23 protein-coding genes are annotated in these 15,103 nt (G+C 69.7%); 21 read left to right on the top strand and 2 right to left on the bottom strand.

The genetic code is table 11. The annotated features are described in order from the left end of the window. The first annotated feature begins 342 nt into the window (after positions 1-342). Positions 343-558 (top strand): hypothetical protein, encoded by a 216-nt coding sequence (locus tag JK361_RS26055; RefSeq protein WP_201822286.1) that lies wholly within the window; start codon positions 343-345, stop codon positions 556-558. 75 nt (positions 559-633) lie between these two features. Here the strand turns inward: JK361_RS26055 and JK361_RS42420 are convergent, their stop codons facing one another. Continuing rightward, entirely contained in the window at positions 634-1,149 is a 516-nt protein-coding gene (locus JK361_RS42420; protein ID WP_307787321.1) for a hypothetical protein, read from the bottom strand. Positions 1,150-1,385: 236 nt separating this feature from the next. On the opposite strand from JK361_RS42420, the gene JK361_RS26045 reads away from it, so the two are divergent. From JK361_RS26045 to JK361_RS25950, 20 genes are all read left to right on the top strand, one after another. After that, the gene (locus JK361_RS26045) at positions 1,386-1,625 is read left to right on the top strand and encodes a hypothetical protein (protein WP_201822285.1); all 240 of its coding nucleotides are present in this window, start codon (positions 1,386-1,388) and stop codon (positions 1,623-1,625) included. A gap of 259 nt (positions 1,626-1,884) precedes the next feature. Continuing rightward, a complete protein-coding gene (locus tag JK361_RS26040; protein WP_201822283.1) occupies positions 1,885-2,820 on the top strand; it encodes a DUF2637 domain-containing protein in 936 nt (311 codons plus the stop codon). Between the two features lie 7 nt (positions 2,821-2,827). Continuing rightward, entirely contained in the window at positions 2,828-2,983 is a 156-nt protein-coding gene (locus JK361_RS26035) for a hypothetical protein (RefSeq protein WP_201822281.1), read from the top strand. Positions 2,984-2,993: 10 nt separating this feature from the next. Beyond that, a complete protein-coding gene (locus JK361_RS26030) occupies positions 2,994-3,539 on the top strand; it encodes a hypothetical protein (RefSeq protein WP_201822279.1) in 546 nt (181 codons plus the stop codon). Further along, positions 3,536-4,045 (top strand): hypothetical protein, encoded by a 510-nt coding sequence (locus tag JK361_RS26025; RefSeq protein WP_201822277.1) that lies wholly within the window; start codon positions 3,536-3,538, stop codon positions 4,043-4,045. The genes JK361_RS26030 and JK361_RS26025 overlap by 4 nt, the downstream gene beginning before the upstream one ends. Continuing rightward, positions 4,042-4,656, top strand: a complete 615-nt coding sequence (locus JK361_RS26020; protein WP_201822275.1) for a hypothetical protein — start codon at positions 4,042-4,044, stop codon at positions 4,654-4,656. Before JK361_RS26025 ends, JK361_RS26020 begins: the two co-directional genes overlap by 4 nt. A gap of 134 nt (positions 4,657-4,790) precedes the next feature. Next, positions 4,791-4,940 (top strand): hypothetical protein, encoded by a 150-nt coding sequence (locus tag JK361_RS26015; protein ID WP_201822274.1) that lies wholly within the window; start codon positions 4,791-4,793, stop codon positions 4,938-4,940. Next, on the top strand, positions 4,937-5,146 hold the full coding sequence (locus JK361_RS26010; RefSeq protein WP_201822272.1) for a hypothetical protein: 210 nt from the start codon (positions 4,937-4,939) through the stop codon (positions 5,144-5,146). The genes JK361_RS26015 and JK361_RS26010 overlap by 4 nt, the downstream gene beginning before the upstream one ends. 152 nt (positions 5,147-5,298) lie before the next feature. Then, a complete protein-coding gene (locus JK361_RS26005; RefSeq protein ID WP_201822270.1) occupies positions 5,299-5,673 on the top strand; it encodes a hypothetical protein in 375 nt (124 codons plus the stop codon). A gap of 159 nt (positions 5,674-5,832) precedes the next feature. Then, complete coding sequence (locus JK361_RS26000) at positions 5,833-6,231, top strand: hypothetical protein (RefSeq protein WP_201822268.1); 399 nt, start codon at positions 5,833-5,835, stop codon at positions 6,229-6,231. A 165-nt stretch (positions 6,232-6,396) separates the two neighbouring features. Beyond that, positions 6,397-6,792 carry a hypothetical protein gene (locus JK361_RS25995; RefSeq protein WP_201822266.1) on the top strand — a complete coding sequence of 132 codons (396 nt, stop codon included), beginning with the start codon at positions 6,397-6,399 and terminating at the stop codon, positions 6,790-6,792. A gap of 486 nt (positions 6,793-7,278) precedes the next feature. After that, a complete protein-coding gene (locus tag JK361_RS25990; protein WP_201822264.1) occupies positions 7,279-7,953 on the top strand; it encodes a hypothetical protein in 675 nt (224 codons plus the stop codon). Between the two features lie 62 nt (positions 7,954-8,015). After that, positions 8,016-8,354, top strand: a complete 339-nt coding sequence (locus tag JK361_RS25985) for a hypothetical protein (protein ID WP_201822262.1) — start codon at positions 8,016-8,018, stop codon at positions 8,352-8,354. 195 nt (positions 8,355-8,549) lie between these two features. Continuing rightward, on the top strand, positions 8,550-9,035 hold the full coding sequence (locus tag JK361_RS25980) for a hypothetical protein (protein WP_201822260.1): 486 nt from the start codon (positions 8,550-8,552) through the stop codon (positions 9,033-9,035). Between the two features lie 125 nt (positions 9,036-9,160). Next, positions 9,161-9,658 (top strand): helix-turn-helix domain-containing protein, encoded by a 498-nt coding sequence (locus tag JK361_RS25975; RefSeq protein ID WP_201822258.1) that lies wholly within the window; start codon positions 9,161-9,163, stop codon positions 9,656-9,658. Then, complete coding sequence (locus JK361_RS25970) at positions 9,645-10,922, top strand: PBSX family phage terminase large subunit (protein ID WP_201822256.1); 1,278 nt, start codon at positions 9,645-9,647, stop codon at positions 10,920-10,922. The genes JK361_RS25975 and JK361_RS25970 overlap by 14 nt, the downstream gene beginning before the upstream one ends. Beyond that, positions 10,919-11,131 carry a hypothetical protein gene (locus JK361_RS25965; RefSeq protein ID WP_201822254.1) on the top strand — a complete coding sequence of 71 codons (213 nt, stop codon included), beginning with the start codon at positions 10,919-10,921 and terminating at the stop codon, positions 11,129-11,131. The genes JK361_RS25970 and JK361_RS25965 overlap by 4 nt, the downstream gene beginning before the upstream one ends. Continuing rightward, positions 11,112-12,623: a phage portal protein gene (locus JK361_RS25960; protein ID WP_201822251.1), complete on the top strand. Its 1,512-nt coding sequence runs from the start codon at positions 11,112-11,114 to the stop codon at positions 12,621-12,623. The genes JK361_RS25965 and JK361_RS25960 overlap by 20 nt, the downstream gene beginning before the upstream one ends. Positions 12,624-12,634: 11 nt before the next feature. Continuing rightward, entirely contained in the window at positions 12,635-13,750 is a 1,116-nt protein-coding gene (locus tag JK361_RS25955) for a phage minor capsid protein (protein WP_201822244.1), read from the top strand. A gap of 94 nt (positions 13,751-13,844) precedes the next feature. After that, positions 13,845-14,660 carry a hypothetical protein gene (locus tag JK361_RS25950; RefSeq protein ID WP_201822242.1) on the top strand — a complete coding sequence of 272 codons (816 nt, stop codon included), beginning with the start codon at positions 13,845-13,847 and terminating at the stop codon, positions 14,658-14,660. A gap of 108 nt (positions 14,661-14,768) precedes the next feature. On the opposite strand, the gene JK361_RS42960 is transcribed toward JK361_RS25950, so the two are convergent. Next, positions 14,769-15,032 (bottom strand): hypothetical protein, encoded by a 264-nt coding sequence (locus tag JK361_RS42960; protein ID WP_504739913.1) that lies wholly within the window; start codon positions 15,030-15,032, stop codon positions 14,769-14,771. Positions 15,033-15,103: the final 71 nt, after the last annotated feature.

The raw sequence follows: 15,103 nt of genomic DNA, 5'->3' as shown, positions 1-15,103 counted from the left end.
CGAGATTCACCTTGGACATGGTCAACCGCGTCACGTACGAGGTCTACACAGGAAGTCTTTACCTTCCACCCCGGTTCCCTATGTCCAACACGCACGCATTTCCGGGCCGTGCGGCATGCCGCAGCACGCCGCGCCTTTACCTCACGGGCCGTCAGCTGTCAGTGCGGTGCGTCAAACTGGTCCCACGGCCAACGGGCCCTGCCGGAAACGGCGGTGGCCCCCTGCTCGCAACAGGAGGCCACCAATACCGACAGGAACACCGACCCGAAGGAGGCCGCCATTCCCGGTAACAGGAAGTGTAGGCGCCCGGTCCGACAGGGCCCCACCTCACGGATCACCCGCATGGCCAAGCAGCGCGACCGAATACGTACCAAGCTGTGGAAGCGAGGTGCTCAGCAGCGCGAGGGTGTCAGCACTCGGCTGCGGGAGCAGTCGGCACGTCGGCACTTCCGCCGGCTGATGAACTCGACTGCCGACGAGATGCTCCGGATGGGGATCAAGGCCAGCCTGAGCGGCGTGGCGACCATCGCCGCGTACTGGTGGCATCACCACCGCTGATCCACTCCTCGCCCCGGTGCTACGGGTGAACGCGCAGCATCGGGGCCGGGGCCACCCCCAGCCATCTCCAGCCCGTCAATGCCGTCCGGATAAGCCGCCAAGGTGATCCATGACCGCGGTCCGCGCACCACGGCCGTGTTCCAGCCGCCGAGCGCGAGCCGCGATCCCCGTCGGACATGGGCCGCCGCAACCGTCCTCCTCTCCACGGCCAAGCCGAGCTGACCGGACGACGCTGGGTGACACCCTCGACGGCATCAAGCGGCACATCCGGTTCAGCCCGTGCTGGATGAGCCAGTCCGGGGCCGGCGACCGCGCGCTCTCGCCCCGCTGCCGCTCCGTCTCGCGGCACTCTTTCTCGGCGATCCATCCGTCGAGGGCTGCCACCGTCTGCTGCTCGACGACCCGGCGTGCGAAACGCAGCAGGTCAAGCCGAGACGGCACGCTATCGGTCATGCGTTCGATTCTAGGCTCGACCGGCCAGTTCCAGCCATCCTCAAACCGGATGATGATCTTCCATCCCTTGATCCACGCCGCTGAGTCATAAAACCGCAGGTCAGCGTTAAAAGAGTGGGGTATAGAGAAATCCTGCACCCACGAACCTTGCAGCCAGTGAACGGAGTTGCGCGGTTTGGCTGATCACAATCGTGACGGCGTCCAGGCCAAGTGCCATCGCCTACCGTTTTCAGTGTGGCAGTCGGCCCGTAACCCACAAGGGGGCGTCACCGCAGGCCGCACACCCACGCGCAGAAACGGGAGCCGCCGGCCAGGGCGACTCCCGTAAGTGTCCTGCGTCGAAATGCCTGGAAGCGATCCGAAAGGACATGCCCATGGAACCACACAGCTGGCGAAACCTGGGAGTCGAAGGCCGACCCCCCACGCCCGCCGTCTCCGTGATAGCTGTCGTGCTGTTCTACCTGCTCAACCAGCAGCACGACACCGCCCTCGCCCTCGCTGTCGCCGTCGCCGTCATCGGCCTCGACTGTGTCCGGATCCGGCGCACCGAACCGGAGAGCCCCCAGCCGACAGACATCACCGGCGGCGCAGCGGGCCGGACCAAGCGCTTGTAGTCACCGCGGCGGTCCGCAGCAGGCGTATCCCATGAGTGCCCCTGGCCGAGAGCAGTCAGGGGCACTGCCCCGTCATGACGGCCGTTGACACCCCCGCCACGGCTCGCTCGTTGAACCCGTAGAACCGCACGCGCACAGCGCGGTACCGTCATGGACGGCAGATGCCCCCCGTAGGGCGTCACACTCCAGAACTAAGCGAGCCCCGGACGCGGAGATAGCAGCTCCGGCCGAGGCTCTGACCACAGGAGAGTGACCTCCTATGGCTGAGCTGCACCCTAGTGCGCCCACGCCCACCAGCACCATCCACCCGCGTGCCGTCATCGCCCTCGCAATCACCGCCGCGGCCCTGATCTTCCTCCTCACCGGCGTCTCCCTCTGGCTCTCCTACGAGCACCTCCACGACGTCGGCGCCCGCCACGGCTTCCGCGGCGACCCCATCCGCGCCTGGGCCTGGCCCGCAACCCTCGACCTCTTCTACGCCGCCGGCGAAGTCCTCATCCTGCGCGCCGCCCTCGCCCGCCGACTCGACTGGTGGGCCATCTGCCTGGTCATCTTCGGCGCCGGCGGATCCATCGCCCTGAACATCGCCGGGGTCGGCCCGGGCGCCGAGCCACTCGACTACGTGGTAGCCGCCGTGCCGCCCGTCGCCTCCCTGCTGGCGTTCGGCGCGCTGATGAACCAGCTGTACCGGCTGCTGCGCGAACAGCCCGTCGGGGGTCCCAGCAACGGCACCCGGAAACCCGTCACGAAGACCGTGACGGCACCCGTCACCCCGGCCGCTCCCGCCGCGCCAGTGGCCATCCCGGCCGCGCCGACCGCGCGCCCGACCGCGCCCGCTGCCCGCAGGCCTGCCGCCCGCCTGACGGCACCCGTCAGCACCTGGCCCCCCGCCGTCCCGACCAGCGCCCGCCTCCTGCCGATCGTGTCGCGCACCACCCAGGCCAAGCCCGTCGAGCCCCAGCCCGCGCCCGTGCCGATCAAGTACAGCGACCCGCGGTGCGCCGTCATCCGCCCGCTGTATGACACAGTCCCGCCGACCCGGCCGGGCACGAAGGCCATGCGTGACGCGCTGGTCGCCGCCGGATACGTCGCGCCGTCCGACGGCATCATCCGCGGCACCCTGCGCACCGAGGTAGAGGCCCACGAGCCGCACCTCGCGCAGCTGCCGCCCGCCCCGTTCGCCATCGGCGCCTGACCATCGCATGCTCACCGCCGTCTTCGGCGTGTTCTGTGCTGCGTGCGCGCTGATCGCGCTCGCCGGTCTGGCCCTCCTGGCGCCCTCCGACGTCCCCCGCATCACCGGGACCGTCGCCTTCATCGTCACCCTCGCGGCGCTCGGCGTCGCCATCCTCCACTGAGGACTCCTCGATGTCTCCGGACGACCGTCCGATCACCCCGACCCGGATCATTCCGGCCGGCGCGCCGCTGCCCGCCCGGGCCCCGGAACCCGGCGAGGCCCCGCCCTGGCGGACCCCGCCGCCGCCGCCCGTCATGACACCCCCGGCACCGCCCGTACCGCCGCCCCCGCCGCCCGCCGAGGTCGTCGTCCGCCACGTCCACCAGGCGCTCGTCGTCGAGCTGGAAGTGGAGCGGCCCCCGCGCCTGTGGGAGCGGCTCTGGGACGCGCTTGTCACCTGGCGCATGCTCGCCGCGGTCCTCGCCGCCCTCCTGCCCTGGGCAGGCGGCCGCAGCCCCGTCGGGATCTGGGCCCACACCCTCCACCAGGCTCGCACCGAAGCCAGCATCGGTGCCGCCTACGTCATCGCCGCGGTCGCGATCGCCGCCAGCTGGGCCCTGGACCGGCACACCGGCCGGGCCGTACCCCGCGCCCTCCTCGTCACCGCCCTGCTCGGCGCCCTCGGCGTCCTCGACTGGTTCGACGCCCTCACCCTGCTCACCGGAGTAGCCCGATGACCGGCACCACCCTCACCATCAGCGGCCTCCTCGCCGCCGTCCTCATCCTGGTCGCCAACCTGCGACCCTGGTGGAACGGCGGCCGGGAGATGAAGATGCTCGCCCCCTTCGGGAAAGGGTTCAGCGCCGCCGCGTGCGCTGCGGCCTGCCCCGGCGGGATCCTCGGCTGGACACACAGTCACGCCGCCGGCGTCGCCAACCGCGCGGGAGAACGCACCAGCACCGTGGCGGCCGGGTCCTCTTCGGGGAGCGGACTGACCACGGGCCAGCTTGTCGGCCTGGGCGCGACCGGCGCCGGCGTCGTCATCGTGGTGGCGTTCCTCGTCGGCCTCGCCTACAAGGAGGCCGGGAAGAAGGACAAGCGCCGCATCGTCGGCGGGTTCTTCGTCGGCTCCGCCCTCACCCTCACCGCCGGGGTGGCAGGAGCCCTGTCCTGGCTGCCCGGCGCGCTCAACGCGGCCGGGGACGGCGTGGTCGCCGCGGTGCAGGGATCGGGGTTGCTGTGAGCCGCCTCGCCCGCCCCGCCGCGCGCCTCGCCACCGGCTCCGCCACCCTCGCCCGACGCCTCGGTCGGCGCGCCGCCGCCTGGGTCGCGCGCGGCCGCCGCCACGACCTCACCGGCTGGCGCGCCACCCTCGGCTGCTGGCTCCGCATCGCGCTGCTGGCTCTCGGCCTGTACCTGCTGTGGCGCCTGCTGCGCGCCGTGCCCGCGCTGCTGTGGCTCCTCAGCGGCGTGTGGGCGGTCACCGCCTGGCGCTCCGGACACCCCGCCGCGGAGGAGCACACCGAGGCGCCCGCGGAGGCCTCCACCGAGGCCGCTCCGGTGCTCGATCGGGAGGCCGTCCGCACCCTCCTGCTGACCCTCATGGGGGACGGCTCCGGGGTGCACCTGCGCACCGTCCTTGCCCACCTCCAGCAGCACCCCCCGACGGCCGCCCAGACGGCCGGCTGGAAGGTGCCCGATCTGCGCGCCCGGCTGGTGGCTCTGAAGGTGCCCGTAGATCGCGGCGTGAAGGTGGACGGGGTGCCGACGTGGGGGGTCCGCCGGAGGGACCTCGCAGCCCCTTCCCCGGAGGCGTCCCAGGAGGCGTCTACCGCTGCGTCTACCGCCGCGTGACCTGCACGTCTACCGGCTCATCTACCGCCATCTCCCGGTTATCTACCGGTCCATCTACCCCGGGGCGGCCGTCCGCCTGGCAGCTAGCCGGCCGCCCCCGGTCCACCCATCCCAAGAGAGACAGGAGCGCCATCATGGCACTCGGTTGGAAGAAGACTCCAGAGCCGGACGACCCTCGCCTCCAAGGGCACGAGACCGTCTACCAGCCGTCGCGGGGCGGTCACTTCCCCGCTCCGACCAAGCCCGTCCCGGGCACCCCGAAGAAGGAGAAGAAGACCCGATGAGCGAGCGACTGAAGGCGACCGTGCTGCTGCTGGTCGGCGACCAGGCGGAGATCACGACCGAGCACCGGGACCACACGGACCCGGAGCGGGTGCCGGTGGAGCGTCTGGTCCGAGAGACTGGTATCCCGCGCGACGAGTTGGCGGGCGCCGAGCTGGTGGCCGTGGTGGGGGGTGACGGCCGGCTGGAGCGGTTCGAGCGAGCCTGAGGGTCTAGGGGGCGGTCGCGTGCCGTCCCCTTTGCCTCACCCCAGGGTGTTGCAATCTTAGAAATGACTGCTGTAATCTTAGACATGTCAGGGCGGGGGGTGAGAGCCCCGCACCAGACGCCAGTTGAAAACTCCACAGAGAGGACAGCCACATGGCTGAACACGAAGACGAGATCATGATGGCGCTCGCCCACGCGATCTCGGCGACGTACTCGCTCCTGGTCGACGTGTGTGACGCACTGCCCGTGCCGATCACACTCCCGACCGACCGGCACATCCCGGCGACCAACGCGGTGCCCGCAATCCAGCGGGTGGCCGCACTGGCGAAGGACCAGCCGATGGGCGAGACCCAGGAAGCGCAGTTGTTCACCGGCTGCATCCACCTCCTGGCGGCCATCGACCTCTACGCACTGTGTGCGGCGAGGTTCGAGGAGACCCGGGCTGAGGGTGTCGGCGCCAACCTCGTCTACGGCGATGAGGCGCTGAGGCACCTGCTGGTGTGGCTCCTGGTCAACCGGCTCGACTAGTCCGCGACGCGCCCCCGGCAGCCAGCCGGGGGCGCCCGGATTCCCCTCTCCATGATGTTGCAATCATAGAAACAAACGCTGTAATATTAGTGATGTCAGGCCGGGGGGTGAGAGCCCCGGACCCGACACCCCAGTTGAAAACTCCAGAGAGGACACGTCGTGGCAGATCACGACAACCACAGGGAGCGTCTCCTGACGCTGATGGAGGCCCTGGTCGGCGCCTTCGCCTACATACAGGCGCTGCTGAAGGACCTCCCGGTCCCGGTCATCATCCCGGCCTTCACTCCGGATGACGACGACGAAGAGGCCCCCAGCCGGGCGCTTCTGAGCCTCGACCGGGTACGGCAGATCATCCAGGACGAGCCAATCTCGGAACGCGATAAGCGAGCCTTCGAGCACGCGGTGCTCGACTGGTTCACCGCGTACGAACTGCTCGTCATCACCGGGATGGCAGGCCCCGCTCCCTGGCGGCTCGACGCGGCAGATTTCGCGATGAACCGGATCGTCACCTGGATCGAAATGATTGAGGACGACGAGCAGGACGAGAACGAGTCGTAACCCTCACCCCGCCCCGGGCAGCCAGTCCGGGGCGGGGCCCCTCTGGAATCACCGGCCCCAGCTCTCACAGACAGCAAAGGGGGCCGACGCGATCCCCCGGGCACGCCGGGGGGTGAGAGAGCGCCGGCCCCACCAGTTGAAAACTCCCGAAGGAGAATCCCCACCATGGTAGACCGGCCCGGGCTCATCACCCCCGAGATCGCCGAACAGTACGGGGTGAGCACCCACACCGTGTCCAAGACCTGGGCGCAGCATCCCGACTGGCCCGCCCCAGTCGACCGGCGCGGCCGGTACAAGGAATACGCCGCGACCGACATCGCCGACTTCGTCCGGGAACACATTGAGCGGCAGGCCGTCACCCTCGAACCCGAGCGGCTGTACACCGCGCAGCAGCTGGAGGACGCAGGCATCGGGATCAAGGCGGGCACGATCCGCGCAGACCTGACCCGGAGCCGCTGGCCGGAACCGGACGACACCGAGCATGGTGTGAATCGGTGGAAGGGCGAGACCGTCATGGTGGCCATGACGGGCCGTCGCGGATACCGGCGTCAGGGCAGCTGATTCCACCCCCGGCCGCGCCCAGGTACGGCACCACGGGCGCATGCCCACCACGCTGCGCGCCGTCAGCGCCGACAAGGACATGACCCTACGAGGTGGCCGAGTTCGTCGCTGCCGCGCGCGAGGCCGGCATCCCGTGCGACAGCCCCGTCCGCGCCGAACTGTCCACGCCGAGAAAGATCAAGATCGTTGAGACGCCGCTAGCGGCTCAGGCTGATCTGCGGGACCAGTCCGTCAGGCTGTTCGGACGGTCTCGGGCTGGCTCTCCGGTCCCCCACTCTCAGGTCTTCCTCAGATCTGTGGTGCAAGATCCATTCCGGGTCATATGGTCGACTCCGGCGCGCCACCGACCAACAAAACGAGGGGACTTGCTTTCTCATGCGCATACGCGCTCGTTCTGCTCTGACATCGGCAGTGGCGTTAGCCGCGGCCGCGCTCATGACCGCAGCCGCCGTACCGGCCTCCGCAGCGGACGCTCCCGTTCCCCCTATGCAGAGCTACCAGGAACTCCTGGACAACCACCAGCCCATCCCTCTCGACCGTGCGCAGGCTGGGCAGCACGAGGAGTCGAAGACGTTCCTCGCGGCGGCGGATGCCGACCATCTCAGCGAGCACGACACCGATGCCCTTCTGTCCTCGGGTAACTGGATCGCCTACCCCGTCGGCGCAACGGAGGAGACGGTGACGCAGGACCCCGAGGCGGGGACGCAGACGACGGTGACGAAGGTGACCAGCTCCGTCGCTCCGGAGAAGACGACGACGGAGACCGTCCCGTTGGCGGCCCGGACGCAGTCCGGGTACCTCGCGCAGACGTACTGGCTCAATGGGGCCGACGGCCGGCACTTCGCATACTTCCAGATGCGGGAGAACTACAGCTACAACGGGCGGGCGGTCACCGCGTACAGCCAGCCGATCATCAACCACAAGGTCTACACGTGGGCCGAGGTCCTTGGCTGGTCCTTTGAGGGGCTCGACCTGAGCGGGACGCTGGGCCCGTCGTACTATGCGTGGCACGGCAACGGCCACGGCGCTATCCAGACGTGGCGCAGGGCGAACTTCAAGTACGACCCGACCCACCTCGACATCGGGTCGATCCATCGGTACCCGTGGCTGCACTTCTACCAGCACGCCGACGGCACCGAGTACTCCACCACGGGCATGTAGGCCGCACATTATGTGCCGGGGAGCCTGCAGGTTCCCCGGCCTTCGACTCCACGGGACATGTGATGAAGAGGACCGTTCTCGGCGTAGCGGGGCTGTGGTTCATCATCGGGGCGGGCCTGGCGTCCGCACGGGGCTGGCCCGTCTCCCTGGTCGCGCTGCTGGGGATGATCATGATTTTCTCTGCCGCTACGGAACGTGAGGTGTGGGCGCGGCGAGGGCTGTGGCTCGCTGTCTTCGCCTCCGCCTATTTCGGGCTGTCGTGGTGCGTCGCTGAGCTGGCACGGGCCACCGGGCAGCATCTGAGCGTGGACTCCGGAGCGGTGGGACCGTACGTCCTGGGACTGGGTGTCCCCGCCGTCGTGGTGCTGTGGGTCCTGCGTCGCTCTGACCAGCCCCGCTGACGCTGTTCCCGGCCTGCATCTCGCCGGGAACCTCAGCGGCGCCGACCCCTCCGGGATTTCCGGCGCCGCTTCTACTTTTTCTGGGCGGGAACACGCCTGCGCGGCGCACGGAGCGCCAGTTCCCCCCAGCGTCTTCACGCTGCCTTCACGCACGGCATCATGGCTCTCCAGCTACAACCCGTCCATGGGGGGACCATGAACAGCCGCACCACCATCGCCGCGCTCGTCGCAGCTTCCGCCCTCGCGCTCACCGCCTGCTCCAGCAGCAGCGACTCCACCACCAAGAGCGCACCCAGCCCGAAGGTCACCACCAGCAAGGCAGCCAAGCCCGCCGGCCTCACCGCCAAGCAGGCCGCCGCCAAGCTCGCCGACGCCACCGGCGTCACCACCCTCGGCAACCCGACCGACAACACCTCCGCCTGCTCGAACAAGGCCGCAGGCAAGGAACCGAACGCCAACGACTGCTCCCAGCTGATCACCACGGACACCGTGTCGATCTACGAGTACAAGAGCCCGGCCGTCGCCGCGCACTGGGTCAAGGGCATGAAGTCCACCGGCGACTGGCGGCAGGTCGGACGATTCGCCCTCGCCTGGACCGCCCGGGACCAGAAACTCACGGACGACAGCCGACGGGCAGAACTCGTGAAGGCGCTGGAGAAGGCCACCGCCAACGAGTCGTGACGTGACCTGATTGCATCCTGGGACGACATGATCCATCCTGGGGCCAAGTCCGGCGTGCCCGGACACAGAAGCATCCGAAGGCCCGCCAGTGTGCGGGCCTTCGCCATGTCCAGGGGGTGACCGCCATGGGCAAGGCCCGGCCGGTCACCGACGAAGACCGCCAGCGCGTCCGCGAGCTGCACGCCGAGGGCAAGGGCCGCAACGAAATCGCCGAGATCCTCGGCCGGTCCGGACGCACGATCAGCACCATCGCCAAGGACCTCGAGCTGTCCTTCGCCCGGGCCGCTGAGGTACGGCAGGCCACCGAGATCCGCCAGGCCGACCTCGCCGACCGCCGTGCCGCCCTCGCGCAGCGCCTCCAGGACGTGGCCGAACGCGAGTTGGAGAAGGTCAGCAAGCCGCACACATACTTCGACTGGGGCGGCAAGGACCACGACTTCGACACCTACGAGGCCCCCGAGCCCACCCCGGCCGACAAACGTGCCCTGCTGGGCGTTGTGGCCACTGCCGTGGACCGGTCGCTGAAGCTCGCTCCGCCGAAGGAGGAAGGCGGCGCCGACGAGGTCGGATCGCTGCTCACTGGCCTCTTCGACAAGCTCCGAGCCAAGCATGGCGACCACTGAGCTGGGGCTGTCCGACAAGCAGGAACGGAGCATCGCCCACTCCACAGCGTGGCTGAATGTGTGGGAGGGCTCGGTCCGGTCGGGCAAGACCATCGCCTCGCTGCTGCGCTGGCTCATGTACGTCTGGACAGCACCCGCCGGCGGCCAGCTGGTCGTCGTCGGCAAGACCTACGACACCGTGGCCCGCAACGTCTTCGGCCCGCTCCAGGACCCGAGCATTGTCGGCGCAGACACGGCCAAGCTCGTCTCCTACACGCGCGGCTCCAGCGTCGCATGGATCCTCGGCAAGCAGATCGAGGTCATCACCGCCAACGACGCCAAGGCTGAGGCCCGGCTCCGTGGCCTCACCGGCGCCGGCGCATACATCGACGAGCTGACCCTGCTTCCGCAGGAGTTCTTCAAGCGCCTGGTCGACCGCATGAGCGTGCCCGGCGCGCTGATCTTCGCCACGACCAACCCGGACAACCCCGGCCACTGGGCGCGGAAGGACTGGCTGAGCCGGGCCGACGAGCTGGGCATCCGGACCTGGCACTTCGTCATGGACGACAACCCAGTCCTGTCCGAGGACTACAAGGCCCGGATGAAGCGGAACTTCACCGGCCTCTGGTACCGGCGGTACATCCTCGGCCACTGGGTCCAGAGTGAGGGCGCGATCTACGAGAGCTTCGACGTGAAGAAGCACGTCGTCTCGGCGCTCCCACGGATCGACCGCTGGCTGTGCGACGCGATCGACTACGGCACCGTCAACCCGTACGCCGACCTCCTCATCGGCCTCGGATCCGACCGGCGGCTGTACGTGGTCAGCGAGTACCGGTACGACTCCCGGCGCGAGCGCAAGCAGATGACCGACGCCGAGTACTCCCGGGCCCGCCGGCAGTGGCTGGCCCGCGTGCCACAGCCTGGCACCAACGTCGTCGGCGTCCAGCCGGAGTGGACCGTGGTCGACCCATCGGCCGCGTCGTACATCGAGCAGCTGCACCGCGACCAGGTCCTCGGCGTCACCCAAGCCGACAACACCGTCCTCGACGGCATCCGCACCGTGTCCTCCCTGCTCTCGACAGGCGACCTCGCCATCCACGAGTCCGCCGAGGGCCTGATCGACGAAATGCCCGGCTACAGCTGGGACGACGAAGCAGCGGCCCGCGGCGAGGACAAGCCGATCAAGGAAAACGACCACAGCTGCGACGCCCTGCGGTACGGCATCCGCACCACCGAGTCCCTGTGGCGGCCCTACCTGCCTACCCGACTGGAGGTGGCCGCGTGACCGGCCCCATCGTGCGCCTGCCCGTCTACCTCCAGGTCGGCAGCAGCGCCGAGCCCTGCGAGGCCGGGTGGGTGGAGTTCGAAGTCGGCTCGGACACAGAGACCTCCATCCGGTCCGCGGTGGCCGCGGTGCTACGTGAAGCCGCCGACGGACTGGACCGCCTGCCCACGGACGACGAGGAGGCACCGGATGCCGCTGCCCACGGGTAACGTCCCCTGGCCGCCGCCTCACCTGCGGCCGGCCCTCGACGCGATGCGCACCTGGGACACCTGGTGGTCCGGCGACCCTGACCGCCTCGAATCCCTCTACGGCGGCAACACGGGCTACGGGCACGATCTGAAGGCCGCCCAGTTCGCCGGCGGGGTCGTCGGCCGCCTCGCCCGCTGGTGGTGGGGCACCCCCACCAGCCCGAACGAGCGCCGGACCAAAGTCCACGTGCCGCTCGCCGGCGACCTGTGCGCGGGCAGCGCGGACCTCCTCTTCAGCGAAGCACCCAAGTTCACCGTCGAAGACGACCCAACGACGAAGCGGCTCGACCTGCTTACGGACGACGGGATGCTCGCCACCCTCCAGACCGGAGCCGAGATCGGTGCCGCCCTGGGGGGCGTGTACCTGCGTCCCGTGTACGACAAGGGCATCGCGGACCGGCCGTGGCTGGACGCCGTCCACGCCGACCGGGCCGTTCCCGAGTTCGCGTGGAGCCGCCTCGCCGCGGTGACGTTCTGGCGCGTGGTCCATGAGGAGGACGGCCAGGTGTGGCGGCACCTGGAGCGGCACGAGCGCGGGCGCATCCTGCACGGCCTGTATCAGGGCACCGACGGAAAGCTTGGCCGCGTCGTCCCGTTGCAGGGCCATCCGGCCACCGAAGGCCTCGCCGCGGTGGTGAACGAGGAGTCGTACGTCGAGACCGGCTACGACGGCCTGGACGTCGCGCACGTCCCCAACCAGCTCAGCCGACGGTGGCGCGGCAACCAGCAGCTGAAAGACCTGGGACGTAGCGATCTCGACGGCGTCGAGACGCTGATGGACCAGCTCGACGAGGCGTACTCGTCCTGGATGCGGGACATCCGCCTCGGCAAGGGCCGCATCGTCGTCCCGGACTCCTACCTCCAGTCGGCCGGCCTGGGCCGGGGCAGCGTCTGGAACCCCGACCAAGAGGCCTTCGCCGGCATCAACGCCCTCGCCCGCGGCGACAACATGCAGCTGACCGTCGCCCAGTTCGCGATCCGCGTGCAAGAGCACCGCGACACGGTGGAAGACCTGATCAACCAGATCCTGCGCTCGGCCGGCTACTCGGGCCAGACCTTCGGGCTCGGCGGCGACGTCGCTGTCACCGCGACCGAGGTCGTCTCCAAGGAGCGCCGGTCGATGACGACCCGCGGCCGGAAGATCCTGCGATGGCGTCCGGCCCTGGGCCACGTCCTCGAGGCACTGCTGGCCGTCGACAAGGCCGTCTTCGGCGGCTCGATCGTCGCCCAGCGGCCGAACATCGAGTTCGAGGACAGCGTCCAGGAGGATCCGCTCCAGCTGGCCAACACGGTGGACGTGCTGCGCCGGGCGCAGGCCGCCTCTACGGACGTCCTGGTGCGCATGGTGCACCCCGACTGGGACGACACCATGGTCCAGAAGGAAGTCGACCGGATCCACCAGGAGCAGGGCATGGCCGTCCCGGATCCGATGCAGACCGGCGACATCCCGTAGGAGGTGGCCCGGTGCCCGTCTCCCCAGCGATGGCCGAGGACCTGGCGGGCGCCGTGGCGGACCTCTACGAAGCCGCGGCCGGCACCCTCACCAACCTGATCACCCGCGCGCTCGCGCAGGGCATCGACAGCCCACTGTGGGCACAGCTGAAACTCGCCGCCCTGGGCAACCTCCAGAGCGCCGTGGACGAGGTCCTCGCCGCGCTCCAGGCCGACGCATCGGGCGCCATCCACAGCGCGCTCACCGAGGCGTACGAGCGCGGTCAGCAGGCGGCCGTCGCGGAACTCGGGGCGCTCGGCGTCGGCCAGGTCGCGGCCGCCACCTCCGTGCTGCCGACGGCACCCGTCATCGACCGCCTGGCCGCCGCCGTCATTGCCGATACCGGCCCCACTCACCTGCGCATGCTGCGGCAGCCCCTGGACGTCTACCGGTCCGTTGTGGCCCGGGCGGCCGCAGCGCCGGCACTCGGTACACAGACCCGGCGGCAGGCCGCCCAGTCGGCGCTGGACGCCTTCGCCAAGCGTGGCGTGACCGGGTTCATCGACCGGTCCGGACGCCCGTGGGAACTGCGGTCGTACGTGGAAATGGCCATGCGGTCCGCGGTCGGCCGGGCCGCGATCGAGGCACACTCAGATCGTCTCGGGGCAGCCGGAGTCGACCTGGTGATCGTGTCCCAGGCACCCGAGGAGTGCCCGCTGTGCCGGCCCTGGGAGCGGAAGGTCCTGGTCCGGGATGGCAAGGCGGGCGCTCGTCAGGTGCAGGTCGAGCACGCCACGGAGGACGACCGGATCATCACGGTCACGGTGGCCGGCAGTCTGCCGGAGGCGCGGACCGCCGGCCTGATGCACCCGAACTGCCGTCACAGCGTCTCGGCATACCTCCCCGGCGTCTCCCGCGTGCCCAAGGCGCAGCCGTCGCGCGGCACCTACGAGGACACCCAGCAGCAGCGCTACCTGGAGCGGCAGGTCCGCAAGTGGAAGAGGCTCACCGACGCGGCACTGGACGACGCGACGGCGAAGACCAGGCGGGCGCGGGTGCGCGCCTACCAGGACCGCATCCGCGAGCTGACCGCCAGCACCGGCCTGCCGCGCAAGAGCCATCGCGAGCAGCTGGAGACGGCCCGCTAACCCCCAGTCTTCCGCCCGCCAGGAGCGGGCCGGATCGCAGTACCGCTCCGCCGGGTGCGGGGCCTCCCTCCGACGCGCACCAGGAGTGCACGACATGCAGAAGCGAACCCTTCCTCGCCACGCCCACGGCACTGGCTGGGCCCACCCCTACGCCACCGGCCCTTTCGGCCCGTTCCTGTACGCCGACGGAGGGGACGGAGACGGCTCCGGATCCGACAGCGGCGACAGCGATGACGGCGGCTCGGACGACGACGCGGGAGACGACGCTGGCGGGGCCGGCGACGACGACACCGGCGGAGACGACACGGACGCCAGCGGCCAGGACGACAAGGCCACGCCGAAGCCCAAGGCACCCGCCAGGAAGAGCGGGGACGAGGACCCGGCCGCAACGATCGCCCGGCTCCAGAAGGAGCTGAAGGCGGCGAACGCGGACGCGGCGAAGGCCCGTACGACCGCGAAGAAGACCGCGGCCGACGAGGCCCGCTCCGAGATCGTGAAGGAGCTGGGCAAGGCCCTCGGCCTGATCAAGGACGACGACAAGGAGCAGGTGCCGCCGGACCCGGCGAAGCTCACCGCGGAGATCGAGCGCGCGACCGCTGCGCACCGTGACACCGCGCGGGAGCTGGCTGTGTACCGCGGTGCGGCGAAGCACGGGGCGGACCCGGGCGCGCTCACCGACTCCCGGAAGTTCCTCGACTCGATCAAGCACCTCGACCCCACCGAGGACGGGTTCAGCAAGAAGGTCTCCGACGCCATCAAGAAGGCCGTCGAGGACGACGCGAAGTTCAAGACGGGACCGGCCGCGCCGGACCGCACCAGCAGCGACTTCAACGGCGGGGGCGGGTCCTCCTCCGAACCGCAGACGATCGACGAGATCCGGGCTGCGCGCCGCAAGCGCCGTGCCGGATAGGAGGTAGCACCCCATGGCCAACACGTTTCTGACCGCGCAGGTCATCGCCCAGCAGGCGCTGGCGAACCTGTACGAGACCACCGTCGCCGCGTCCCTCGTCCACAGGGACTACGAAGCGGAATTCAATCGCAAGCAGGGTGACGCGATCACCATCCGCAAGCCCGCGATGTTCACCGCGAACGAGTACAACCGCGCGGCCGGCATCACGGTCCAGGAGGCACAGGAAACCAGCGTCAACATGACGCTGAACCACTTCGCCGACGTCTCCTTCGCCGTCACGTCCGAGGACATGACGCTGAAGATCCAGGACTTCGACGAGCAGCTCCTCACCCCAGCCATGGAGGCCATCGCCCAGAAGATCGACCGGGACATCCTCGCGCTCCGCGACGACATCGTGCAGGAGGTCGGTGCCGTCTCCGAGAACGCCGCGGGCGAGGACTACA

The organism is Streptomyces musisoli, from assembly GCF_016741855.1.
GTDB lineage: Bacteria > Actinomycetota > Actinomycetes > Streptomycetales > Streptomycetaceae > Streptomyces > Streptomyces musisoli.
Note: the sequence above shows the minus strand (reverse complement) of the source record. Positions and strands in the feature narration are given on the sequence as shown.

Bases quoted from the DNA above. Each gene is read 5' to 3' on its own strand.
- JK361_RS26040 (WP_201822283.1), top strand. From the start codon at position 1,885: ATGGCTGAGCTGCACCCTAGTGCGCCCACGCCCACCAGCACCATCCAC.
- JK361_RS25995 (WP_201822266.1), top strand. From the start codon at position 6,397: ATGGTAGACCGGCCCGGGCTCATCACCCCCGAGATCGCCGAACAGTAC.
- JK361_RS26015 (WP_201822274.1), top strand. From the start codon at position 4,791: ATGGCACTCGGTTGGAAGAAGACTCCAGAGCCGGACGACCCTCGCCTC.
- JK361_RS25960 (WP_201822251.1), top strand. From the start codon at position 11,112: ATGCCGCTGCCCACGGGTAACGTCCCCTGGCCGCCGCCTCACCTGCGG.
- JK361_RS25950 (WP_201822242.1), top strand. From the start codon at position 13,845: ATGCAGAAGCGAACCCTTCCTCGCCACGCCCACGGCACTGGCTGGGCC.
- JK361_RS26055 (WP_201822286.1), top strand. From the start codon at position 343: ATGGCCAAGCAGCGCGACCGAATACGTACCAAGCTGTGGAAGCGAGGT.
- JK361_RS25985 (WP_201822262.1), top strand. From the start codon at position 8,016: ATGAAGAGGACCGTTCTCGGCGTAGCGGGGCTGTGGTTCATCATCGGG.
- JK361_RS25980 (WP_201822260.1), top strand. From the start codon at position 8,550: ATGAACAGCCGCACCACCATCGCCGCGCTCGTCGCAGCTTCCGCCCTC.
- JK361_RS26045 (WP_201822285.1), top strand. From the start codon at position 1,386: ATGGAACCACACAGCTGGCGAAACCTGGGAGTCGAAGGCCGACCCCCC.
- JK361_RS26005 (WP_201822270.1), top strand. From the start codon at position 5,299: ATGGCTGAACACGAAGACGAGATCATGATGGCGCTCGCCCACGCGATC.
- JK361_RS26025 (WP_201822277.1), top strand. From the start codon at position 3,536: ATGACCGGCACCACCCTCACCATCAGCGGCCTCCTCGCCGCCGTCCTC.
- JK361_RS26035 (WP_201822281.1), top strand. From the start codon at position 2,828: ATGCTCACCGCCGTCTTCGGCGTGTTCTGTGCTGCGTGCGCGCTGATC.
- JK361_RS25990 (WP_201822264.1), top strand. From the start codon at position 7,279: ATGCAGAGCTACCAGGAACTCCTGGACAACCACCAGCCCATCCCTCTC.
- JK361_RS26030 (WP_201822279.1), top strand. From the start codon at position 2,994: ATGTCTCCGGACGACCGTCCGATCACCCCGACCCGGATCATTCCGGCC.
- JK361_RS26010 (WP_201822272.1), top strand. From the start codon at position 4,937: ATGAGCGAGCGACTGAAGGCGACCGTGCTGCTGCTGGTCGGCGACCAG.
- JK361_RS25975 (WP_201822258.1), top strand. From the start codon at position 9,161: ATGGGCAAGGCCCGGCCGGTCACCGACGAAGACCGCCAGCGCGTCCGC.
- JK361_RS42960 (WP_504739913.1), bottom strand. From the start codon at position 15,032: ATGTCCCGGTCGATCTTCTGGGCGATGGCCTCCATGGCTGGGGTGAGG.
- JK361_RS25970 (WP_201822256.1), top strand. From the start codon at position 9,645: ATGGCGACCACTGAGCTGGGGCTGTCCGACAAGCAGGAACGGAGCATC.